The sequence below is a fragment of the Bradyrhizobium sp. USDA 4011 genome (assembly GCF_054063415.1).
In genome coordinates this window covers 2,377,538-2,398,910 of the sequence record NZ_JBSSGG010000001.1, presented here as the reverse complement: position 1 = coordinate 2,398,910, position 21,373 = coordinate 2,377,538, and the positions used below count along the sequence as shown (strand labels likewise).

The following is a 21,373-nucleotide window of genomic DNA, read 5'->3' as shown; positions in this document are numbered from 1 at the left end:
TGCGGAATGACTGTATTGTTTCCAGCTCTGTGCAAGGCCATCGCTGACATTGCGCTTGCATGGGTCATAGGCGGAGTACTCTTTCTGTTGCTGGCAGGGCCGTCTTCCGATGCGTTCCTTGCCGCTTGGCAAAGACGAGTGCAGGTGAGCTTTCTCTGGGCAGCCGGCATTCACCTCTTCGCTACCGCCGGGTTATTTATCGCTCAAGTCGCGATTGCGACAGATATGGCCCTACTGGAGATAGTAGCGGCTGGCCAGACGCTGGAAAGCTTCGGATTTGACACACATTACGGTCGGATCACGCTTGCAAGGTTAGCGCTCTCTCTTCTTTTGCTGCTGCCGACAGCGATCCTAATTCGCGGCTGGTCGAGGGAGCGGCAACGTTCAGCTTCAATCGTGACAGCCGGGACAGCAGCACTGATCGCGCTGATTGGTCCACTTGCTGGACACGCCGCCGGGGAAGACGACAGCCGTTGGCTCGTTCCGACTTATCAACTTCACGTGCTCGCGGTTTCTGCTTGGCTTGGGGCCTTACCGGCTTGGATCTGGCTGGTGGCTTCGGTCGCTGTCACCCCCACGGAGACTCGGCGCGTCTATGTCGCAGCGACGCTGCGACGTTTCTCCCAACTAGCAATCGGTTTCGTGGTCGTCGTCGTCGCATCAGGTTTGGTGCTCGCGTTTAGCTCCACTAGTTCGGCTGGCGAGTGGCTTGGCACGACCTACGGTCAACTAATTATAACGAAGCTTGCTCTACTTGCATGCATCCTGTTGGTGGCCAATCGGATTCGCACGCGCTTCCTACCCGTCATGGAAACCGTAGGAGCAAGACCCGTGGCTTTTCTTGCAGGAGCTGGATGGGCAGCAACTGAATTCTTTTGCGGTGTTCTGATCGTCGGCTGCGCAGCCGCGCTCTCTTCAGTCATACCAGCACGACATGATCAGCCCATCTGGTGGCTGCCGTTTCGCTTTTCGATCGAAGCCACGTGGCCGGCGTGGCCGACGCCCGTTATCGCGCCGGGCGCCTTCTCACTAGCACTATTGTCACTCTTCTGGGGCCTGCTCGTTTGTTTGAGAAAGCCGCAAAAGGTAAAAGCAGTCGCGGCAGGCGCCGCCGCCGTTATTTCGGTCGCAGGCGGTCTGTCGCAGATATCCGTGCAAGCCTATCCCGATACTTACCGCCGCCCTTCGGTTGCCTATTCGACGATATCAATAACCAATGGAAAGCGTCTATTTGCCCAGAATTGTGCGGATTGCCACGGCAGCGGAGGGCTTGGCGATGGTCCGGCGGCATCGACCCTTCCCAAGCCGCCCGCGAATTTGAGCGAACCGCATACTGCGCTGCACACGGCCGGCGACATGTTTTGGTGGCTTAGCCATGGAATTCCAAAAAGCGGCATGCCCGGATTTGCTGATGTATTGGACGAACAGGCCCGCTGGGATGTGATCAACTTCCTGCGGACGTTTTCAGAGGGATTTCAGGCGCGCCTCCTGTCGCCTGAAATCGTACCCGATCATCCGTGGCTGGGGGCTCCCAATTTTTTCTTAGAGGACGAAAATGGGGCGGAGAGGGAGCTGAAGGACTTCCGTGAGCAAAGCAATGTGCTGCTCGTGTTTCCCGAAAAGTCCGATGCAATGCGCGTTGAACAGCTACGCCTTGAGCAGAATAGATTCCGGAAAGAACGATTGTGGGCGATTATCGTGTCGCCGGACGCAAAGCTGGCGGCGGGCGTCCCGAATGTCCGGCGTGGAGCACAAGAGGTTAGAGAAAGCTACGATCTGCTCTCCCGGAGCACTACAAATCGTGGAGATCCCAAGCGTTTGGAAATGGGAAGACATTCCATGGAATTCCTAATCGACAGGTTCGGATACATCCGTGCGCGCTGGTTGCGGGAGGAGGACGAATGTGGTTGGGAAAATTCCGACGAGCTGATCTCGCGGGTCCGAGTTCTCAATAGAGAGCCCAAAATTCTCCCGCCAGCCGCTCAACATGTGCACTGAACTAGTGGAAATCTTTCAGGGCTCGCAAACAAAGGAGGAAAGCATGCAAATATCATCCCGTCCCAACCGGTTTGGCGATCGATTCGAACAGTTCATTTGGTGCATGATTCTTGTGGCTGGCGCTCTGGTCGTGGCTCCAGCCCACGCACAACACCATGAGCCGGGCATGCACCATATGCACGGGTCTGACGGTGCGCCTATTGCGAGATCGGGAAATACCGGCGAGCTGCCCGCATTGAAGATCCTCCTGCCGCAATCGGGTAATACCATCGGCGAGCGTGTTGCTTTCGTTTTCCAAGCCGACGATAACATCGCAGAAATGACCATGAGCTCTGCCAATCCGAGCGTTCATCTGCATGTTTCGATGGACGAAACCGAGCTCATGCCAATGGCAGACCAGCTGATCCAGCTTGGTGATGGCCGCTATCTCTATGTTTTCGATCTTCCTGCCAAGCCCGGCCGGCACACAATAAGACTCTATTGGGCGGATCCGCAGCATCACACAATCTCCGAGACGGTACAGACCCTCAACGTGGTTGTGAAGGAATCAAAATGAGCAAGCCGTCAATCATTGGGGGCTTAGGGGTGAGGCATTATCAGGAAAGTCATGCGGGTGCGCTATGATCGGCTCGCCAAGGTTGTTCGACCGCAGGTCTCATGGACGCTCGTGCATTGCTGGCGTCATTTGCGTCGGCGCTTCGTCAAGCTGGCGCGCAACAGCAAATCGCCGATCGCCGAGGCCGCGGTTCACCAGATCGCACAGCTCTATGCGATCGAGGCCACGGTGCGCGGATCATCGCCGGAAATTCGGCTGGCCGCGCGCAGGAAAGCACGTTGCGCACGTGGGGTTTGCAGCTCCGGGAAAGAATCGGCTTCAAAAGAGCTGCCGTGGCTGTGGCGAGCAAGCTGGCAGTGATAATGCATACAATGCTTAAGACTGGCGAGCTGTTCAATCCGACAGCCGGAGCCATCGCATGAATCCGATTAGCGTTCTGAAGCTGAACGCTCGAGGTGTCCCTTGAGCCATTCCGCTGATGGGGTTGCACCGCTGACTCAGCAAAGTGCGTCGTCCACATTGAAGGGCTCGTCCCGCGAAGCTCCATCATGCGCCGGCTACTGTCGACCGCGAAGACAACCGTACACCCGGCAAGCACTTCAACAAGATTATATGCTTGACCTTTCAGCAGCGATTAGACAACCCCATCATAAACGGGATGGTGCGGGTCAGAGCGTGTTTAGGGATCAAGAGCGTCATCCTGCATCGGCGCTCGAAGTCGAGCGATAATTTCGCCTGCTCGCTTACCGTCCTTAGCGATAGTACTAAGTGCTCGCCGGGCTTCTTCCAGATCTGGCGGTTGAGTGCCCAACCAGTTTAAGGCGGCCTCTGCATTGAGAATCGCGGCTGTGAGCGCGTTGACGACAGCACTATAGGTGCGCACAACCTCTGCTGACGTCTGCAATGGCGCTTCGCCCTTCGCCTTGCGCGGATTTCCTTTTGGTTCGCTGAACCGGCTGCGATGCACCTTGCGCGGCCTTAGGTGCAGAAGGGCGTTTGCAGCCGTGCGGATCAGATCGAGTACCAGGTCGGGCTGGGCCCGCTTGGGGGCGCGGCGGCCGTCGATCTTAAGGACAGTCGAGCGTTTTGTGACAAGACATTGAAGGGCCGGTTGCACGATGCTGGCCTTGCCGCCCAAGATGTACCAACTCGGCTTCCACTTCCAGGACATAGCGCGCTCCTCTAGTGGGTCATGAGAACGCCTCGGCGCTGTCGGCCGAGGGAACCGTTTCAACGTCGATGGGACGCGAACAGCTCGCTGAGTACCGTCGAAAGTGCCGATCGTTGCGATAGCCAAGGCGCCAGCGACAGGATGGATCAACTTGATCATGAGTATCTTCCCTTCCTAAAAACGGCAGGGCTAGGCAACGCAGATGTCGGGCACGGCAACTTTCTGGAACAGATGAGGGGAAGCTACCGCCGAGGCCGGATAGGTGGCGATTTTTGCTAGAAAGTCAGGATGGGTGAAGGCCGCGCGGAAGTGTGCGGTGGATTCCCAGACGGCGTAGTTCAGATAGGTCGAGCTGTCGCCGAGAGCTCTGTGCAGCTGAGTGGAAATGAAGCCCGGCTGTCGCTTCATGAACGCTGCGTCGTCCTGCCAGGTTTTGAGAAAAGCCGCCTCATCGGCTTTGTCGAGAGTGAATAAGTTCACCAGGACGACCGAATTTGCCTCGATAGCAATCTGGCGGTCGATCGGGAAGGAAGGGTCCAGTGGGCGTAGCAACGACATGAGTGCCTCCATCGCTAGTTGATATGTGATGCCTAATTGGTATTATGATTACATAACAGATTGACATTATGATGTCAATATAAAATAGTGGTGACAAATGAAAAAAGCCGAGCGAACCCCCGAGGGTGACGCCCTGACCGACCTTGTTCTCGATCTATTCAGGCTCTACAGCCTACTTCTGACGGCCGGCGACCGTCTGGTCGCCCCGCTTGGCCTAACAAGCGCACGCTGGCAGGTGCTTGGCGCCATTGTGTCCGCCGAACGTCCCCAACCGGTCGCTTGGCTCGCACGCGACCTCGGCGGCAATCGTCAAAACGTGCAGCGAATTATCAATGATCTGCACAGGGAGGGCCTCGTATCTTTTGAGGTCAACCCGCATCACCGACGGGCGCAGCTCGTCGTGCTCACTGAGAATGGACAGCGCGCCTTCGAAGCCGCAATGGAATTGCAGGCTCCCTGGATCAACGATCTTTCAGAAGGGCTGTCGGTCAAGGATATACGGATTGTCCATCGCGTGATCACGGCCTTGCGAGATAAGCTTGAGGGCGCGGGCGGCTGTGCCACCAGTTTCTCGAAATAGAACGCTGCCGGGTATGGCGCGACATGTATGGAACGGCCCGCGGCGCAAGAGCTTTCTCAGTCGAGTTCACACATGGGAGCGGTGCGGTCATGTATACGGCCTGTAAAGCGCGGCGCATGACCGCTGGCCTCGATGAAGTCCGCGACACAAGGGGCTAAATCAATCAGACGCGCTTGAAGCGCATTGTCGCGCCAGCCTCACTCGTGTCGGGATTTCGTCCCGTGGGTTCATCGCCTGTTATTGCTCCTTGCCCTCTGCCGGCCCGCGCCGGTCAGATCTCTTTGACAACTGCTGTATTCATCAAGCGGCAGCCGTAGTCGTCGCTAGCGTCTCCGGATGCCGATAAATCCCGCCCCTGTTCAAGAGCGCCCAGGCAATTCGCGCTGTCTTGTTTGCAAGTGCGACCGCTGCCACCTTGTACGGACGTCTGGCGAGCAGCGACTTCAACCATGGCGGCGCCCGATCAGCCTTCCGGGCAATTCGCAGGACGGATGTCGCCCCAAGAACGAGGAGGCTCCGAAGCTCGGGGTTTCCCATCTTCGAGATTCGCCCCATCCGCTCCTTGCCCCCACTCGAATGCTGTCGCGGCGTCAGTCCCAGCCAGGCAGCGAAGTGACGAGCGGATTTGAAGCCGCCGGGATCTGGCACCAGCGCCTTGATGGTCGCCGCTGTCATGGCTCCAATGCCGGGGATGGTAGTCAGTCGGCGCATGTCCTTGTCGGTCCTTGCCGCAGCAACAATGGCTCGCTCGAGCTTGTCAATCTGGTCCGCCTGAGCCTCGATCTGATCGGCAACTGCCGTCAGCACAAAGCGCGCTGCCGCAGGCAAGCGGATATCTGCTATATCCCGTACGATTGCAACCAACGCCTCGACCTTTGTCCGGCCGGCGGCGGCAATGATGCCCAACTCAGCCAGATGCGAGCGCAGGGCGTTGATCGTCTGCGTTTGCTGTTTCACCAGAAGTGCGCGACTCTTCAGGACCATCGTTCCGGCTTGTTGCTCGGCCGTTTTGATCGGAACGAAGCGCATGGTCTTGCGAGTCACGGCTTCGCTGATGGCCTCGGCATCCGCCGCATCCGTTTTTCCACGCTTCACAAACGGCTTGACGTAAGCTGGTGGGATCAGCCGCACTTCATGGCCGAGAGTTGCAATCTCGCGTGCCCAATAGTGAGCGCTGCCACAGGCTTCTATTCCGACAAGGCAGGCCGGCTGCTTCGAGAAGAAATGCAGCACCTCGCTGTGCCGTAGTCTCCGGTTGAACACCGGCGAGCCATCGGCACCCGCGCCGTGAATTTGAAAAATGTGCTTCGCCAAATCACCGATGGTGCTAACCTGCTTTATGGAACGGTCCCTCCTTGTGGCGTTCGAACAACGACCACGTTTTAGCACGATGATGCTGTCGGAGCGGGCCGTTCCACCACATCAATCAGGATGAGAGCGCGTCACCTTGATCGCCGCCGCGCAGCCGGGCTCGAAATACATGTCCCGGCAGCGTTTCATTCTCAAACTGAGCCCTGAAATCCCAGTTAGCGCTACCCTAGCAATGGCCGTGCCACAGGTTCGTGACAGGAAACAACAAAACGGCCTCAAGCATTTTCCGGGGCTGGCTCGGACGCTGAGGCCGTATGGCCAGCGAGGAACGAGCAAGCAAAAAGACGACGACCGGCACCAATTTCTGAAGATCACTAGCCAGAACAAGGCTCGCCAGCGCGGAGTCCGGCAGTCAATTGAGGCGACCTTATCGGCTCGCCCGGTCTGCTGCCTCCGGCTCGTTTTTTGATCCGGAAAAACCTCCAGGCTGGGCCGGTTGGTCTACGTTGTCAGCGCCTTTCCCGGCTCCAGCAAACGCACGAAAGTCCCGCTCTCGTGTAGCTCGAGCCAACCCTTCTCAACTGCGTGCTTGATGCCAGCTCCGAACTCCGGTCCGCTGGTCTTGAGCGTGTAGAGAAATGGCGCGTTGATCCGCTCGATGTAGATGCGGCCATCCTGGACCTGCTCAATGCTGGCTGCCAATTCGACAAGCTTGCGCGCGGCGCTTCAGGGCTGGCGTAAGGTCGTTCAGCAGACAGCTTCAATTCTCAGCGATCCCTGGGCCACCAAACAGAAGGTGGATTGCGCGTTCCAGACGATCGTGATCACCAATTCCAGGCCATCGTGATCACTCATTCCAGAGCATCGTGATCACCGTTTCCAGGGGATCGTGATCACCAATTCCACAGGATCGTGATCGCTATTTCCAGCGAATCATGATCGGGGACAGCGAGCCGGACACCACTGACAGTCTGCAACCCAGGTAGCTTGATCTTTTGCCCGACAGCAGAGGATCGAGATGCCGACAGAGAGACTGTCCATGCGCCACATTCGCGAAGTTTTACGCCTGCACTATAGCGTCGGCATGTCGCAGCGCGCGGTTGCCCGCAGCCTCGGCCTGGCCCAGGGCACGGTCAACAAGTACCTCAACCTAGCGCGCCGGGCCGGCCTGACCTGGCCGTTGCCGCCGGAGCTCGGTGACGATGTCCGGCTCGAGAACCGGCTGTTTCCGCCACCGTCCGATTTGCCCAGCGACGAGCGGCCGCAGCCGGATTGGGCGCTCGTGCATCGCGAGCTGCGGCGGAGGAACGTCACGCTGATGTTGTTGTGGGAGGAGTATCGCGGCTCCCACTCCGACAGTTTCAGCTATTCGTGGTTCTGCGAACGCTACAGGGAGTGGGCCAGCCGCCTCAAGCCGACCCTGCGCCAGGTTCATGTCGCCGGCGAGAAGCTGTTCGTCGACTATTCTGGCCACACCATGGAGGTGGTTGACGGGCTCACCGGCGAGGTGCGCAGCGCGCAGATCTTCGTCGCCGTGCTCGGTGCCTCGAACTACACCTACGCCGAGGCCAGCCTCAGCCAGAGCCTGCCGGACTGGATCGGCTCGCACGTCCGCGCCTTTGCCTTTTTCGGCGGCACCGCCCGGCAGACGGTGAGCGACAATCTGAAGGCCGGCATCACCCGGGCCTGCTTTCACGAGCCGATGGTGAACCGGACCTATGCCGATCTCGCCCGCCATTACCGCACCGCCATTGTGCCGGCGCGGCCGTATCGTCCGCGCGACAAGGCCAAGGTCGAAGTCGGGGTCCAGATCGTCGGGCGATGGATTCTGGCGCGCCTGCGCAACCGCCGCTTCTTCTCGCTCGCCGCCCTCAACGAGGCAATTTACGCGCTCCTTGTCGAGCTGAACGATCGACCTCTCCGGAGCTGGGGACGAAGCCGGCGCGACCTGTTCGAGGAGCTCGATCGCCCGGCGCTGACCCCCTTGCCGGATGAGCCCTACGAGTATGCCGAGTGGAAGCGCTGCCGGGTCAATCTCGACTATCATATCGAGATTGCCAAACATTATTACAGCGTGCCTCACCACCTCGTGCATCAGGAGGTCGAGGCACGGATCACCCTCAAAACCGTCGAGATTTTCCTGCGCGGCAAGCGTGTCGCCTCGCATCTGCGCAGCACCCTGCCGCATCGTCCGACGACGATCCCCGAGCATATGCCAAGCTCGCATCGCCGCTACCGCGACTGGACCCACGAGCGCATCCGCTCCGAAGCCGCCAAGGTGGGGCCCGACGCCGAGACCCTGATCGACGTCATCCTGCGCTCGCGGCCGCATCCGGAGCAGGGCTTCCGCTCGGCCATCGGCATTCTCGGGCTGGTCAAACGCTATGGCCAGGAGCGCGTCGACGCCGCCTGCGCCCGTGCCCTTTTGCTCAATGCCCGTTCCTACAAATCGGTCGCTGCCATCCTCAAGAACGGCACCGACAAAACCGCGCCTCCGACCCAGGACGCACCCATCCTCTTCCACGCCAACATCCGCGGCCGCGGTTACTACAACTGATCAGGAGATCATCGTGCTCATCCATCCGACCGTCGAACGCCTGCGCGCACTCGGCCTCACTGCCATGGCCGATACCGTCATCGAACTGCAGAACAATCCCGAGGCCGCCGAGATGCCGCACCCCGATTGGCTCGGCCTCCTCGTCGATCGCGAGGTGACCGCCCGCGACAACCGTCGCCTCACGCGCCGCTTGAGCAATGCCAAGCTCCGCCAGGCCGCCACCATCGAGAACGTCGACTATCGCACCGCGCGCGGTCTCGACCGTTCGTTCTTCCAGACCCTCGCCTCCGGCCAATGGATCCGCGATCACAACCATCTGGTGATTGTCGGCCCGACCGGCACCGGTAAGTCCTGGCTGGCTTGCGCGCTCGGCAACAGAGCATGCCGCGATGGTTTCTCCGTCCTCTACAAGCGCGTGCCCCGCTTGTTCGCCGATCTCGCCCAGGCGCGTGGCGAAGGCCGTCTCGCCCGTCTGATCGCGGCGCTGGAGCGCGTCAATCTACTCATCCTTGACGACTGGGGGCCCGAACCGCTCACCGCCGACCAGCGTCGTGATCTACTCGAGATCGTCGATGATCGCTACGACAAGGGATCATTGTTGATCACAAGTCAGCTCCCCGTGTCGCAATGGCATGACGTGATTGCCGATCCCACGCTTGGCGATGCCATCTTGGATCGCATCATTCACAATGCACACCGCATCGAGCTCAAGGGCGACAGCCTGCGTCGGTGGGCCGACGATAGGACAAACGCGTGACCACCGCACGCCCGATCGCCCCACCGGCCCACAGGTCCCTCCCGCGCGCGCCGCTGCGTCGCTCGTGGGGCCACTCCGCGCCGCGCGCGGGGCCCTCCCATGGACCGCCGGACCGATCTCCAAACCCTCCCGTCTGTCTTGACCAGGAAGACCATTTCCAGCACACATTAAACACGTCAGTCGTGTTCGCCTCCGCAAGTGATCACCATCGTCTGGAATCCGTGATCACGATCGCCTGCAATCGCTGATCACTATCCGTGGAATACGCAGGTGGATTACTGGCCGAGATCTTCGTGGTCCGTAAGACGACGAGATGGCTGCGCTTAAACGGGCGCCCCTGACCGAGCATTGCTTATCGCATATAGCGCCCGAGCTCGTGGATGAGCATGATCTGGGCCGCCGAACGATGTCGAGCGCTACGGTCTGGTGGTTGTCGCAGCCGGGACACTTCACCTCAAGATAGCGATAGCCGGCATTGAGGGCGTCCCCGGGGGCCGGGGAGGGCTGGGCAGGGCCTTGGAAACCAAACATGCGGGCATTCCAAGCCTGACAGGCTAGGTGTTTAGTCCCGGGCTTTGATGGTGCATTCTTGTCGCACGATTCGAAGGATGCGCTATGGGACAAGTTTTACACGGCTGCGCCACCACGACGGAGGCAGTCCGTCGAGCAATACAAAATAGTCAAGAGAGCCTGAGAGCACTCGCCAAGCGCTACGGGATCAACCAGAAGACTGTCGCGAAGTGGAAGCAGCGCGAGACCGTCGCCGATCGTTCGACAGGCCCCAAGGAAGCCAACTCGACAGTCCTTTCCATCGAGGAGGAGGCGGTCATCGTCGCTTTCCGGCGGCATACACTGCTGCCGCTCGATGATTGCCTCTATGCCCTGCAGCCGACCATCCCGCATCTGACGCGGTCGTCCCTGCATCGCTGCCTCCAGCGCCACGGCATCAGCCGATTGCCGGAGATTGAAGGCGGCAAGCCTTCGAAGAAAAAGTTCAAGGCTTATCCGATCGGCTATTTCCACATCGACATCGCTGAGCTCTAGACTGCCGAAGGCAAGCTCTACCTCTACGTCGCAATCGATCGCACCAGCAAGTTCGCCTTCGTGCAACTGGTCAGGAAGACGGGAAGGACCTCCGCCTCGGCCTTCCTCGAAGCTCTGATCGCGGCTGTCCCCTACAAGATCCACACAGTGCTCACCGACAATGGGATCCAGTTCACCTTCCCGCCCCGCTATGTGGACGGCCCGACAGCAAGATACGTGACGCATATGTTCGATATGCGATGCCAAGAAAACGGGATCGAACATCGGCTGACCAAGATCAAGCATCCCTGGACCAATGGCCAGGTCGAGCGCATGAACCGCACGATCAAGGAAGCGACCGTCCAACGCTACCATTATGATCGACACGATCAGCTCGAAGCTCACTTTGCCGACTTCATCACCGCCCACAACTACGCTCGGCGGCTGAAGACCCTGAAGGGCCTCACACCCTACGAATACATCTGCAAATGCTGGACTTCCCAGCCAGAACGATTCAAACTCAATCCGCTCCAGCAAATGCCGGGACTAAACACCTAGGGCGTCAGCGTCCTCGCGCGCTCTTCTTCAGGGACTTCAGCAATCTTCATTGCTGCGCGATGGACGAAACCCATGATGGCATCGAACGCTGCTTTTCTGGTCTGGCGTCACCGCCACTCTCCCCCCGAAAATTGAAGGTTTATCGCAACTTCCGCAGCCAAGGCAGGGAGCCCGGAACCACCAGTTCGGGATGCGCGTAGGCTTAGATGGCGCCAATCTTCACGCAGATCGCGTGAGCTAGATGAATATCGGGAGCGCTATCAGGAACCACACAATGGCGTCCGCGTCGCGATCCGGCGCAAACTCTCGATTCGGGTCCGTCTCCCACCCGTGGGGCACTACTGAAACGGACTCGCTGGGCCGGCTACGCTCGACTGCGCGCCGCAATAGCTGTTTGACCGTAGCTTCGCGCTTTAACGTCGCATCTGTGCGTGTTTCTCGGTCGGACATCCCAAAAAGCTCCATCGCAGCGATATCTCGAGTGCCTACTGTTTGTCAGGTGGCTCGGGAGGTGTTTCCGGCGCGGCGGGTTCGGCGGCGGGTGTAGTACCCCTGAGCTCCGACGGTGTGACACAATCGCCTGCCCAAAGCTTGGTCCCCCTCACCGTTCCCACGAGCTTACAACCCATCGGGGCCAGCGGCTGTTTTTGCGGCTTGGCCGCGCGGGCTTTGGGGGGCGCGGTCGCCTTCGGCGCGGCAGTTTGAGCGTAGGCAGATGCCGAAAAGCCGAGAATGGCGGTGGCGAGAATCAGCGCAGGCCTCATCATCTTCCTTCTCCCCAGATTTACTATTTGGCGTCGGAGGTAACTTCGTCCTCGACTTCAGAGCTTACTCGGCGAGACCGTCCGATCAGGCCCAAGGCGCCGAGAACAATGAAGAGGCCGCCCGCGATTATGAGCCAATGCCCAAGCCTCACCGGCTGGAGTAGCTCGGCGAGCGCGTCCATCCCCTATCTCTTTGTGGGTCGGGGTTGATCGAGACGGTATTCCCGGAATTCCGAGGGCCCTTTCACCAACCTGCGCCTGCGAACCACCTCCTCTCTGGATGGAGTCTCCGGATCGGCTAAGCGAGCGATGGTTTTTTTTCGGCAAGTTCTTTGGCTCGAACAGCGATGGCGCCACCGGCCCTTGTCGCAGGCCTTGCAAATGAGAAGGCTCTGCCGAGCCCCAGCTCGACCAGGCGGCGGATGGCTTCGGAGCGGCCGGGGAGGTCTTCTTGCTTGGCCGCCCAAGCATCGACGCTTTTCCGTAATTCCGAGGACAGGCGGATAGCCGTAACCGGGTCCTGACCGGTGGCCGGCCGGCCCGGACGTTTCCGTACTACGTTTTTCGTTGAGGGCTTCATAATAAGTGTAGTACGCTAATCGTTCTTGGAAAACAAGCGGGCTGCCGTCGTGTTGCAGAGCGAGACATGGACACAGCCGGAGCGAGGAGACCATGGTGGCGTGGGTCTTGGTGAATGTCCCCCTCGACGAAGCACGGAACGCTGGAGCTGCTCCAGTACGTCACCGCCAGACGCGGCTGGCCCGGTGATAGCTGGCACACCGGCCTGCCCGAGAAACTCGCCTCGGGCCATCAACCGGTTCTTTGGGAGCGTCTCGTGAAGGTAATAAGCACGAACAAGTCGGTATCAGCTCAGAGATATGGTGGGGGACCGCGACAGAGGGCGGTGATAAGTTGGAAGGTTTTATGAACTGGGCTCCCGTCTTGAGTTGCGAAGGGAGCGGCACCCGGGGACGTGATATCCAATCTGGGATGATCCGCCCCAGACCGCTTTGCAGGCCGTCCTTTCCGCCATCAAAGCGAACTGAGCCTTCACAAGGCTAAAAACCCGTCGGTCACGCTGGCGGGTTTTCACGGGACGCAGAGTTTTGCCCGGACGTTGCCGGAGGGCAACGTCACCTCATAAATGAAGGGCACAACACTATCCGCTTAGTATCGGCTCCTTCGCGCACGCCGGATGTGCCATCCGCATTGCCGGCAACTGCGATGAGGATATTATCTTTCGCCCAAGGCATTCCATTGTAGACGCGGGTCAGATTTTCCCGCGATACCTTAAATTGGGTGCAGCCGTGCGCCAGCGCCGCTTCATCGTTGGTCAAGTCCGGTTTTGCTTTACGCCCAAGACGCATAAGTTCGGTAGGCGTGCATGCAAACTCATCATCGAACGCCTGGAAATGAAGACGGGAAAGAAACCGATTCAGTTCGCCGAGGTGATCCGGCCCTTCTGGGCTTACCAACAGATGGATGTTGACGAAGTTTCCCTTCACGGTGCCCGTGTTCAACCGAAGCTCGATGGTAGGAATAGCAATTCGCAATTCTTCAGGCGGCCCTTGTCCTTCTCCGCCCGGACGAACTCGTAGGATCGAGTAACGCAGTAGTGGCGGAGCGCGCCTGGGCCGCCGAATGGGTGACCTCGATCCTCGCCAAGGAAGGCGTCACGATTGATCCGACCGCGAAAGAGCATGTCTGGTCGGCGTTGACGTCACTCGCATCCTCACCCGTTGAGGAGCGGACGATCACTGGTCTGACCGTCCTGCTGCAATCGACCGCGCTCAAGCAGGCGCCGCAACCCTATTGTGTCGGCGGCCCCTCCGGCCGGCTGCTCGACGCCGAGGTCGAGCAACTCGGCTTGGCGTCGGTCCAGGCCTTTGAGACCGAGGGGCTGATCGGTGCCGGCGCGGCACCCGCCGTCCTTACCTACCTGTTCCATCGCATCGAAGGGCGACTCGATGGCCGGCCGACGCTCCTCATCATCGACGAGGGCTGGCTCGTGCTCGACGATCCCGCCTTCGCGCAGCAGCTCCGAGAATGGCTGAAGACGCTCCGGAAGAAAAACGCCTCCGTCGTCTTCGCCACGCAATCGCTCTCCGACATCGACGGCAGCAACATCGCACCCGCAATTGTCGAAAGCTGCCTGACGCGGATCTTTCTGCCCAACGAGCGCGCCATCGAGCCGTAGCTCACAGCAATCTATCGGCGCTTTGGTCTCAATGATCGCCAGATCGAGATCATCGCGCGGGCGACGCCCAAGCGGGACTACTACTGCCAATCAAGACGCGGCAATCGGCTGTTCGAGCTGGGGCTTGGCCCCGTCGCGCTTGCCTTCTGCGCCGCATCCTCCAAGGCCGACCATGCTGCCATCGAATGTCTTCTCGCCGAGCACGGCCGCGAGAATTTTACGCCGGCCTGGCTCGCGGATCACGAGCTGCTATGGGCCGCCGACCTCATCCCTGACCTGACAAACCTGGAGGTGTAATCATGACCACCCGTAAATTGCGGCGCGCAGGCTTAATGGCCATGACCTCCCTCTGACTCGCCCTGTCGCTTCAGCCGCTTGTGACGACGCCTGCCTCGGCGCAGTGGATCGTCTACGACCCCTCCAACTTCAGCCAGAACGTGATGACGGCGGCGCGCGAGCTGCAGCAGATCAACAATCAGATCCAGATGCTGACCACCCAGGGCGCCAAGCTGATCGGTCAGTATGACAGCTCCGTTGCGTTCGGCCAGAGTCGGGTCCTCCTGGTCTGGACCCGCATCATCATGCCGGACGGCAATTCGATCGTGCTGGAACGTCAGCCCGGCGCCGACACCGGTATCTCGTCGGGTCCGAAGGTGAGCGGGCGGTTGGCGCCCATCTTGACGCCGGTCCAGCCATTGTCGTTGTGCGAGGCGGTGACCATCGCAACGCAGGGCACGTCGAGATCGAACTGCGCGAAATAGGCCATCGGCGTCACCGCGAGCCCGATGTCGTGCACCTTGCAGCCTGCCGCCATCAGGCCCGAGATCAGCGCGTATTTGATCGAGGCGGAAATAGCCGCGGAAATCGTGGCCGGTGACAAAATCATAGTAATCCATCAAGGTGATAGTTCACGCCCGCTTTAACTTGGTTGACCCCGGACTCCACGGTCACGCTGTTGCCGAACGGGTTCGCGAACGTCAGGGTTTTGCTGCCGAAAGCAAGGTGATCATATTCGAGCTTCGCCGACCAGTGAGATCCCAACATGTATTCCAGGCCGCCGCCGGCGATCCATCCGGACCTGGTGGTGTTGGCCACGGTCGAACCGTCGAGCCCGCTGTTCACCTCCATACGGTAGTCGGCATTCATCCACGCCGCGCCGCCCTTGGCGTAGAGCATCAGCGGTCCCGTGACATAGCCGACCCTGCCGCTCAAAGTGTCATACCAATTGCGGTCGCTGGTAATCGAGAGGGACGCGGTCCCGGCGGGATCAACGAAATTGGTCTTGCCCTGCGCTGACGTCCAGCCGAGTTCTCCCTCGACGCCGACCAGCCAGTTCGGCGCAAGCAGGTAGTTGTAGCCAAACTGCAGACCGCCGAGCGCGCCGCTCGGATTGGTCCTGTCAGTGCCAATCGGCGTGGTCACGTGCTCGCCGGCGCTGAACGCGCCGCCGAAATTGGCGCCCACATAGGCGCCGTTCCAATGGTAGGCGATCGGGGCCGCGGCTGGGGCCTTGGTGTAGAAGCCGGGCAAGACACCGGTGGTTTTCTCGGGAGCGCCGAGCTTCTGGGATATGCCAAAATAGTATCCGCGCCGCGGTCCGTATTGTGACGCGAACACGCCGATGCCGCTGCCGTTGCGGATCTGGTAGATGTAGTCGGCCACGTTGACCACGTCGAACCGGACCGTAACGGGCAATCCGTTCCAGCCATGGTCAAACTCATGCGAGACGCCGGTGTTGACCTGCCAATAGGATGGGAGGTGATCACCGTTCGGAACGACGCTGCCGTCTGCATTCACAAGATCAGTACGCAAGCCGCTGCCGTAGATGAAGGTTGCGCTCACGGTGGTCCCGTCCAACCAGCTATGGGTATCGAACCATCGGTATGCGATCCTCCCCGAACCCGTATAGAGTTGTTCGTGGTCGGTGTGGATCCAATTGTTCTGGATGTAGACCAGATCGTCCGGGCCAAACAGAGTCTGGTTTGACACGACCTTCTTCGCGCGCTGAACCCCGTAGGCCCAGCTGGTGTCGGCGGAGAAGCCGCCGTATCTGAACCTGAGCGCCAGCTCCGCACCATAATTGTAGGCCTTGTCGTAGTTGAAAGCCGTGAGCGCGTAAGCTTGGCCGAACTGCCCATCGTCGAGCAAGTCCCTGGCGTTTTTGTAATAAATGCTGCCGGCGAGCTCGAGGCTCGGACAGTTTGCGACCGCGGTCGGAGCCTTGGCAGGCATTCCGCCCGACCCGGTCGGACATTGCGGCAGCAGTTGCTGCCTGAAGCCGGCGTCATATACATCCGCCCGCTCGGGTTGGATCGCACCGACATTCTGGAGGGGCTGGCCAGCCACCTGGCCGGCCAGTACGGCGGCCTGATCGGGAGTGACGGTCGGGGTACCTGCGGTGGTCCCGTTGAAGATCTGGGTTGGAATTGTCCGACCAAGCGCCTGCGGTGCCGGTTCGAAAGTCCGCATGTAGCCGATGTGTAGCACGGTCGACCACCATGGCTTATAGGTTAGACTCGCGCGCGGACTAAACTGGTTGGCGTCGACATATTGGTAGATCTGATCGAACCGCAGGCCGTAATTGAGCGTGAGTTTGTCCGTCAGCCGCCACTCGTCCTGGGCGTAGGCTCCAAGCTGCCAGCCAAATAACTTGCTGCTGTCGAGAATGTTGAACGGCGTGTCGATCGCAGTCATGCCGTTCGGATCGTTCGGATCGAGCGGCTGCACCGTGCTTGTTGTTGCGATTCGGGTCTGTTCGCCTTGGGTGTAGAAGCCGGCCCGTAAGGTGTGCGCGTCGTTCAAGCGGTAGGAGAAATCGCCGGAGACGCCATTGAGGAATGAGCTGCGGAAGACATCGGACGCAACGTTGTTGATGAAGAGATCGCCCACCGGGTCGGGCACGAAGTGCAGATCGCTGTAGCGTGAATAGTACGACAGCTGCGCATCGAAATTGCCTTCGGATTTCTGCCACGCGATAACATTGTAGGCGTTCTTTTCGTACTGGTTCTGGTTGAGGGTGGCAGAATCGAAAGCGCTTTTGCCAAAGGCCGTATAGGCGGGAGCAGTCGGGTTGGCGGTACCGTCCGGGTTGAGGCAGGGGTTCGCTGGGTCGAAAGGACCACCGCAGAAACCTCCCGCGTTGCCCGGCTGCCCGGGGTTATTGGGAATCTGGTAGCGGGTCTCGCCGAACCCCGTAAGAGTGACCACCCGCGTCGTTGGATCGAGGACGGTGGACGTGTAGGCGAAGAACCTGCCCTGTTCAGAGTGATCGTGGATGGCGTTGGGGGAAGCTATGGCATTTTCAAGGCCGAGGCCGGTGCTGAGATAGCGGCCGGTGACGTAATAATCGGTCTTTCCCTCGACTCCTCCATATTCGAAGCTGGGCGTGATGGTCTGACGGCTGCCGCCGTAGACGCTGACGCTGCCGCCGGCAAGCGCCGCGCCGGTCTTGGACGTGATGTCGATGACACCAGCTGTATGCAGGCCATATTGCGCCGGCAGCGCGCCGGTGAGCAGCTGTATGTTGCCGATAAAGGACGTCTCGAGGATCTGCGAGAAGCCGGAAACGCCGTCGGGCAGCAGAATTCCGTTGATCCGGTACTGAACGTTGGCGTGCTCGTTGCGGACATGATAATCGCCCGCGCTCGTCGAGTCCTGCGAGACGCCCGGAAATTGCAGCGCAAGGTCGCTGAGCTGGACGGCGTTTCCCTGCGGGATATTCTCGATGTCCCTCTGAGTGAGTTCATAGGTCGTCGCGCCAGCCTTCGGCAGGATCACATTGTCGCGCCGCTGGTCGAAGTTCTGGGTCTGCTGGACGACCTGACGATTGGCCGCTGCCTGGACCTGCTCTGGGGTAGGCGCCGGCTGCGCCGGCGCGGGCTGCACCGGCGCGGGCTCACGCCTTACCACGCGCGGCTTCTGCTTGGGCTTGGCCGGCTGCTTCGGCGCTTCCACCTTGGTCTCGGGAAGCACCTTGGGTGTATTTTCCGCAGGAGGTGGGGTCTGCGCGCGAGCCGTGGCGCCGAGGCCGCAGATCATGAGCGAGGCCACTCCGCTCGTTGCTAACATTCGCTTGATGAAAACTGACATTATCCCGATTCCTGGAACGCGTGAGCGGAGTCGGCGCTGCGGGCGAAATCCGCAAGCACCTGCCGTCGGGCTGCGACGGACCGAATTGATTTCATTCGGGAGATCGCGCGGTGCGATCCTCCCGATACTAAATGGATGTCAGGAAATCGGAGGTGCGCGTGACTGAAACGCACGCCAGGCGGATGCCACGCGAGCGAAATTGCTCTCGGTGGGCAGAGCCGAGAATGCAACAATCTGCGGGAGCGGCAACGATGGCGGCGTGGGAAACAGCGCCATGTTAGCCATCGCCATCACCGCGCAGATGGCGCAAATGTCACCCGAGTGCTCGCCCGAGTTGTGATTGGAGGCAGGTTGCGGCTCATGCTGACTGCTGGCGGCATGAGCGGCGAAGGAAAGCTCAGATGCGGCCAAGCTCAATTCAGGAGCGGCGATCGTAGCAGAGGCAACGCCGTGGAAATGGCCGAACGACAACGCAAGCTGGATGCCCAGCGCCAAAAACGCCAGCCAAGACACGCGCCTTGTGTTGGATCGGAACCACTTCATGCTGAAACGCGCCTTTCGTCGAAAGGTCGAACATTCAGACCCAATCGACGTCGACGAGAGTTTCGCGAACTTGATTGAACGCGGTCAACAGCGGTCAAGCAAAGCGTCGTCAGAATCAGGCACTCTGTGGGATTTTGGCAACGCCAATCAATGCGGATGCGTTCAGTCGACGCCCCCATGTGCCTTGTGAGATAGGCGCGCCTCGCGCATTCGCTCTAGCGGACAGGCCTCTCGCCTGCGAGCCGAAAAGCTCGTGCCCGAAATTGACGGGCGCGATGAAGCTGTCCTGCGTGCCGGGCTTGGCCGCGGGAAAGGCCGGGAATGGGCTGGCGCGGTGGAGGATGTCGAGCGCCTCCTGATCTAGCACGCTGTTACCCGAGGATTTTGTCACCTTGCTGGCGACCACCTCACCTGCGCGGTTCAATTCGAAACGCACCATCACCGTGCCCGACGCTCCGTGCGCGGCCAGCGGATAGCGCTTATAGCGCTGCAGATGCCCGAAGATCAGCGCATTGTAGGCGTTCGAGCTGGCCACGCTGAACTCGGCGACGCGCTCGTTCTTGGGAACAGCGCGGGTCTCCGGCGCGGGGGTCATGAGTTGAGCCTCCGGCTTCTCGACCTTCTCCTCCTCCCGTGGCAGCGTGACCTCCGCCTGCGGCTGCGGTGGAGGCTGCTCGACCTGCTCGACCGGCTTCTCCTCGACTTTGCGGTCCTCTGTCGGCACGGCCTCCGCCTGTTGCATGGTTGGGCCAACCGCGATGTCCTGATTTTGAATCTCGGGCGAACTGGCTTCGACCGGCGCGAGTGTCACGGTGATGGCGGGAATGATGTTGGGCTCGACCGGCTCGCGGGCATACCACTCCACGAGCGAGGCAACGATAGCTACATGCGCGGCGAGGATCGTCACGCCGGCCAGCGTCCAGCGGGACAAACCGCGCCTCTCCGGAAGATACAGCGCGAGCGAATTCATTGCTTGGTTGCCGGCGTTTCGAGCCCGACCAGGGCGAGCTTGAGATATCCGGCGTCACGCAGGATGTTCATCACACTCATCAGGTCGCCATAGCTCACCGACTGGTCGGCGCGGATGAAAATTGTCTCGTCCCGGTGATCGTTGGTAGCCGTATCGAGCGCGGCCGGTAGCGCCTCGCGCGAAATGATGCTTTCACCGAGCGCGATCGCGAGGTCCGGCTTGATGGTGATGAACACCGGCTTGTCGGGCCGCGGCTGCTCGGGTGCGGTCGAGGCGGGCAGGTTGACACCGATGTCGACGGTGGCAAGCGGAGCTGCCACCATGAAGATGATGAGCAGCACCAGTATGACGTCGATGAACGGCGTGACGTTGATCTCATGCAGGACCTCTAAACCGTCATCGCCTGATCGCGTGCCGAGACGAAACGCCATGCCACTCACTCCGCCGCCGCGCGCGGCAGGATCGCGGTGCGGCTGCTCTGGCTGCGGCTGATCAGGAGCAACAACTGCGCCGAGGCGTCGCCAAGCAGCGTGCGGTAGCCAGCAATTACGCGCGCGAGATGGTTATAGATGACGACCGCCGGAATGGCAGCGACAAGTCCAAACGCAGTGGCAAGCAGCGCTTCCGCGATGCCGGGAGCCACCACCGCGAGATTGGTGGTGTGGGACTCGGAAATCCCGATGAAGGAGTTCATGATGCCCCACACCGTGCCGAACAGGCCGACGAACGGTGCCGTGGCGCCGATCGTCGCAAGGATGCCGACCCCGCGCGAGACCTGCCGCGTCATCGCCGCTTCCACGCGCTCCAGCCGCAGGGCGACGCGCTCTTTGAAACCGTCGTCGATGGGGCCTTCGGATAGCTCCGCCTCGCGCGCGGCGGAAGAGACCAGTTGCGCAATCGCGTCTCGATCATCACGGCAGGCGCGCACCGCGTCCTGGAGACTACCGTCCGCCTCGAGCATCCGTATTCGACGTCGCGCAAGCCGTGTCGCGATGCTGAGCTCGACGGTCTTGGAGAGCCAGACCGTCCAGGTCACAAGCGATGCGAAGGCAAGCCCAACCATGACAGCCTTCACCACGATGTCGGCGTTGAGGAACATGCCCCATGGCGACAGGTTGTGCGGCAGCAGAGGGTTCGGACCTTGAGCAAGCGCGGGCCCTGTGAGCATCGCAAGTGTCGAGCAGACGATCGCGCTCCCCAGTCTCGTTCCGCGCCAGGGTTTCACGGACCACACGTTGCGCCCGCCTATCGATGATATGTCGTTGTGCATGGTCCTCACCGCCTCTGCCAGGTGTTCGGCGAACTATCCGCAGCGCTGCTCAGACATCGGGGCGAACATGCTGATACCGAAACCGACCTGATACTTCTAGTTCGTGTCCACACGTCGGCCACGAATTCTGCTTCAGGCCGACGAAAACGCGAACGCGCAAATGAAAAGACTCCGCCCCACTGTTGCCAGCGTGGCCGTGCACGCGGTGCCACAGCGGGAAGAAAGCGTAATGTCAGGAAACCGGTGGGGCGCACGATTGAGCAAAGTTGTCTTTCCAACCCCGAGGAAGCCGGACAAGACGGTGACGGGGAGTTTTTGCATAAAGATCGAAGAGCCTTTTTAGGGGGCCGGTGCGTGTCAAGCGCCGGCAGCCCGATCGCTGTAATATCGTCATAGCCGTGAAGTCGGCCACGTTCAGACCCTAGATCTCTGTGTAGTCCAGGACCGTATGTTCTCCGGACCAGACCATGT

At 60.2% G+C, this 21,373-nt stretch carries 17 protein-coding genes and 7 pseudogenes; 12 read left to right on the top strand and 12 right to left on the bottom strand.

Going from position 1 to position 21,373, the window contains the following annotated elements:
• Positions 1-6 precede the first annotated feature (6 nt).
• The 4 genes and pseudogenes from ACVW1C_RS11205 to ACVW1C_RS11190 form a co-directional block, all read left to right on the top strand.
• Complete coding sequence (locus tag ACVW1C_RS11205; RefSeq protein WP_456758462.1) at positions 7-1,998, top strand: c-type cytochrome; 1,992 nt, start codon at positions 7-9, stop codon at positions 1,996-1,998.
• Positions 1,999-2,041: 43 nt separating this feature from the next.
• A complete protein-coding gene (locus ACVW1C_RS11200) occupies positions 2,042-2,554 on the top strand; it encodes a hypothetical protein (RefSeq protein ID WP_456730814.1) in 513 nt (170 codons plus the stop codon).
• Positions 2,555-2,605: 51 nt separating this feature from the next.
• Positions 2,606-2,776: pseudogene (locus ACVW1C_RS11195) on the top strand (IS66 family transposase); the annotation flags it as partial.
• A gap of 47 nt (positions 2,777-2,823) precedes the next feature.
• Positions 2,824-2,976: pseudogene (locus ACVW1C_RS11190) on the top strand (IS110 family transposase); the annotation flags it as partial.
• Positions 2,977-3,233: 257 nt separating this feature from the next.
• On the opposite strand, the gene ACVW1C_RS11185 reads toward ACVW1C_RS11190, so the two are convergent.
• Both ACVW1C_RS11185 and ACVW1C_RS11180 read right to left on the bottom strand, forming a co-directional pair.
• Positions 3,234-3,725: a hypothetical protein gene (locus ACVW1C_RS11185; RefSeq protein WP_456758461.1), complete on the bottom strand. Its 492-nt coding sequence runs from the start codon at positions 3,723-3,725 to the stop codon at positions 3,234-3,236.
• 189 nt (positions 3,726-3,914) lie between these two features.
• Positions 3,915-4,283, bottom strand: a complete 369-nt coding sequence (locus ACVW1C_RS11180) for an antibiotic biosynthesis monooxygenase family protein (protein ID WP_456758460.1) — start codon at positions 4,281-4,283, stop codon at positions 3,915-3,917.
• Positions 4,284-4,380: 97 nt separating this feature from the next.
• Here ACVW1C_RS11180 and ACVW1C_RS11175 point away from each other — a divergent pair, with 97 nt between their 5' ends.
• Complete coding sequence (locus ACVW1C_RS11175; RefSeq protein ID WP_456730819.1) at positions 4,381-4,863, top strand: MarR family winged helix-turn-helix transcriptional regulator; 483 nt, start codon at positions 4,381-4,383, stop codon at positions 4,861-4,863.
• A gap of 300 nt (positions 4,864-5,163) precedes the next feature.
• Here the strand turns inward: ACVW1C_RS11175 and ACVW1C_RS11170 are convergent, their stop codons facing one another.
• The gene (locus tag ACVW1C_RS11170; protein WP_456763051.1) at positions 5,164-6,204 is read right to left on the bottom strand and encodes an IS110 family RNA-guided transposase; all 1,041 of its coding nucleotides are present in this window, start codon (positions 6,202-6,204) and stop codon (positions 5,164-5,166) included.
• Positions 6,205-6,310: 106 nt separating this feature from the next.
• Here ACVW1C_RS11170 and ACVW1C_RS11165 point away from each other — a divergent pair, with 106 nt between their 5' ends.
• Positions 6,311-6,643, top strand: a complete 333-nt coding sequence (locus tag ACVW1C_RS11165; RefSeq protein WP_456730821.1) for a hypothetical protein — start codon at positions 6,311-6,313, stop codon at positions 6,641-6,643.
• Between the two features lie 32 nt (positions 6,644-6,675).
• Here the strand turns inward: ACVW1C_RS11165 and ACVW1C_RS11160 are convergent, their stop codons facing one another.
• A complete protein-coding gene (locus tag ACVW1C_RS11160) occupies positions 6,676-6,876 on the bottom strand; it encodes a hypothetical protein (protein WP_456730822.1) in 201 nt (66 codons plus the stop codon).
• Between the two features lie 316 nt (positions 6,877-7,192).
• On the opposite strand from ACVW1C_RS11160, the gene istA reads away from it, so the two are divergent.
• The 3 genes and pseudogenes from istA to ACVW1C_RS11145 all read left to right on the top strand — a co-directional run bounded on the left by istA (position 7,193) and on the right by ACVW1C_RS11145 (position 11,069).
• Positions 7,193-8,731, top strand: a complete 1,539-nt coding sequence (istA, locus tag ACVW1C_RS11155; RefSeq protein ID WP_456758459.1) for an IS21 family transposase — start codon at positions 7,193-7,195, stop codon at positions 8,729-8,731.
• A gap of 13 nt (positions 8,732-8,744) precedes the next feature.
• On the top strand, positions 8,745-9,488 hold the full coding sequence (gene istB / locus ACVW1C_RS11150) for an IS21-like element helper ATPase IstB (RefSeq protein ID WP_456758458.1): 744 nt from the start codon (positions 8,745-8,747) through the stop codon (positions 9,486-9,488).
• 615 nt (positions 9,489-10,103) lie between these two features.
• A pseudogene (locus tag ACVW1C_RS11145) lies at positions 10,104-11,069 on the top strand (IS481 family transposase).
• Positions 11,070-12,966: 1,897 nt separating this feature from the next.
• On the opposite strand, the gene ACVW1C_RS11140 reads toward ACVW1C_RS11145, so the two are convergent.
• Positions 12,967-13,353, bottom strand: a complete 387-nt coding sequence (locus ACVW1C_RS11140; protein WP_456758457.1) for a hypothetical protein — start codon at positions 13,351-13,353, stop codon at positions 12,967-12,969.
• 98 nt (positions 13,354-13,451) lie between these two features.
• Between ACVW1C_RS11140 and ACVW1C_RS11135 the strand changes: the two are divergent.
• The 3 pseudogenes from ACVW1C_RS11135 to ACVW1C_RS11125 form a co-directional block, all read left to right on the top strand.
• Positions 13,452-14,327, top strand: a pseudogene (locus ACVW1C_RS11135) (TraG/VirB4 family ATPase); the annotation flags it as partial.
• Positions 14,328-14,407: 80 nt separating this feature from the next.
• Positions 14,408-14,485 (top strand): annotated as a pseudogene (locus tag ACVW1C_RS11130) (DUF4141 domain-containing protein); the annotation flags it as partial.
• A 30-nt stretch (positions 14,486-14,515) separates the two neighbouring features.
• Positions 14,516-14,677, top strand: a pseudogene (locus ACVW1C_RS11125) (TrbI/VirB10 family protein); the annotation flags it as partial.
• Here the strand turns inward: ACVW1C_RS11125 and ACVW1C_RS11120 are convergent.
• From ACVW1C_RS11120 to ACVW1C_RS11090, 7 genes and pseudogenes are all read right to left on the bottom strand, one after another.
• Positions 14,665-14,914, bottom strand: a pseudogene (locus ACVW1C_RS11120) (phosphomannomutase/phosphoglucomutase); the annotation flags it as partial. The pseudogenes ACVW1C_RS11125 and ACVW1C_RS11120 sit on opposite strands and share 13 nt — an antisense overlap.
• Positions 14,913-18,068: a TonB-dependent receptor domain-containing protein gene (locus tag ACVW1C_RS11115; RefSeq protein ID WP_456763050.1), complete on the bottom strand. Its 3,156-nt coding sequence runs from the start codon at positions 18,066-18,068 to the stop codon at positions 14,913-14,915. The gene ACVW1C_RS11115 and the pseudogene ACVW1C_RS11120, both read right to left, overlap by 2 nt.
• 189 nt (positions 18,069-18,257) lie before the next feature.
• Positions 18,258-18,662: a DUF2946 family protein gene (locus ACVW1C_RS11110; RefSeq protein WP_456758456.1), complete on the bottom strand. Its 405-nt coding sequence runs from the start codon at positions 18,660-18,662 to the stop codon at positions 18,258-18,260.
• 115 nt (positions 18,663-18,777) lie between these two features.
• Positions 18,778-19,632 (bottom strand): energy transducer TonB, encoded by an 855-nt coding sequence (locus ACVW1C_RS11105; protein ID WP_456758455.1) that lies wholly within the window; start codon positions 19,630-19,632, stop codon positions 18,778-18,780.
• Entirely contained in the window at positions 19,629-20,063 is a 435-nt protein-coding gene (gene exbD / locus ACVW1C_RS11100) for a TonB system transport protein ExbD (protein ID WP_456758454.1), read from the bottom strand. The genes ACVW1C_RS11105 and exbD overlap by 4 nt, the downstream gene beginning before the upstream one ends.
• 5 nt (positions 20,064-20,068) lie before the next feature.
• Positions 20,069-20,800: a tonB-system energizer ExbB gene (gene exbB, locus ACVW1C_RS11095; protein WP_456758453.1), complete on the bottom strand. Its 732-nt coding sequence runs from the start codon at positions 20,798-20,800 to the stop codon at positions 20,069-20,071.
• 234 nt (positions 20,801-21,034) lie between these two features.
• Positions 21,035-21,223, bottom strand: a complete 189-nt coding sequence (locus tag ACVW1C_RS11090; RefSeq protein ID WP_456758452.1) for a GTP-binding protein — start codon at positions 21,221-21,223, stop codon at positions 21,035-21,037.
• Positions 21,224-21,373 lie beyond the last annotated feature (150 nt).

Bases quoted from the DNA above. Each gene is read 5' to 3' on its own strand.
- ACVW1C_RS11185 (WP_456758461.1), bottom strand. From the start codon at position 3,725: ATGTCCTGGAAGTGGAAGCCGAGTTGGTACATCTTGGGCGGCAAGGCC.
- ACVW1C_RS11175 (WP_456730819.1), top strand. From the start codon at position 4,381: ATGAAAAAAGCCGAGCGAACCCCCGAGGGTGACGCCCTGACCGACCTT.
- istA (WP_456758459.1), top strand. From the start codon at position 7,193: ATGCCGACAGAGAGACTGTCCATGCGCCACATTCGCGAAGTTTTACGC.
- ACVW1C_RS11200 (WP_456730814.1), top strand. From the start codon at position 2,042: ATGCAAATATCATCCCGTCCCAACCGGTTTGGCGATCGATTCGAACAG.
- ACVW1C_RS11180 (WP_456758460.1), bottom strand. From the start codon at position 4,283: ATGTCGTTGCTACGCCCACTGGACCCTTCCTTCCCGATCGACCGCCAG.
- ACVW1C_RS11110 (WP_456758456.1), bottom strand. From the start codon at position 18,662: ATGAAGTGGTTCCGATCCAACACAAGGCGCGTGTCTTGGCTGGCGTTT.
- exbB (WP_456758453.1), bottom strand. From the start codon at position 20,800: ATGCTCACAGGGCCCGCGCTTGCTCAAGGTCCGAACCCTCTGCTGCCG.
- ACVW1C_RS11105 (WP_456758455.1), bottom strand. From the start codon at position 19,632: ATGAATTCGCTCGCGCTGTATCTTCCGGAGAGGCGCGGTTTGTCCCGC.
- ACVW1C_RS11090 (WP_456758452.1), bottom strand. From the start codon at position 21,223: ATGCAAAAACTCCCCGTCACCGTCTTGTCCGGCTTCCTCGGGGTTGGA.
- exbD (WP_456758454.1), bottom strand. From the start codon at position 20,063: ATGGCGTTTCGTCTCGGCACGCGATCAGGCGATGACGGTTTAGAGGTC.
- ACVW1C_RS11115 (WP_456763050.1), bottom strand. From the start codon at position 18,068: ATGATCTGCGGCCTCGGCGCCACGGCTCGCGCGCAGACCCCACCTCCT.
- ACVW1C_RS11205 (WP_456758462.1), top strand. From the start codon at position 7: ATGACTGTATTGTTTCCAGCTCTGTGCAAGGCCATCGCTGACATTGCG.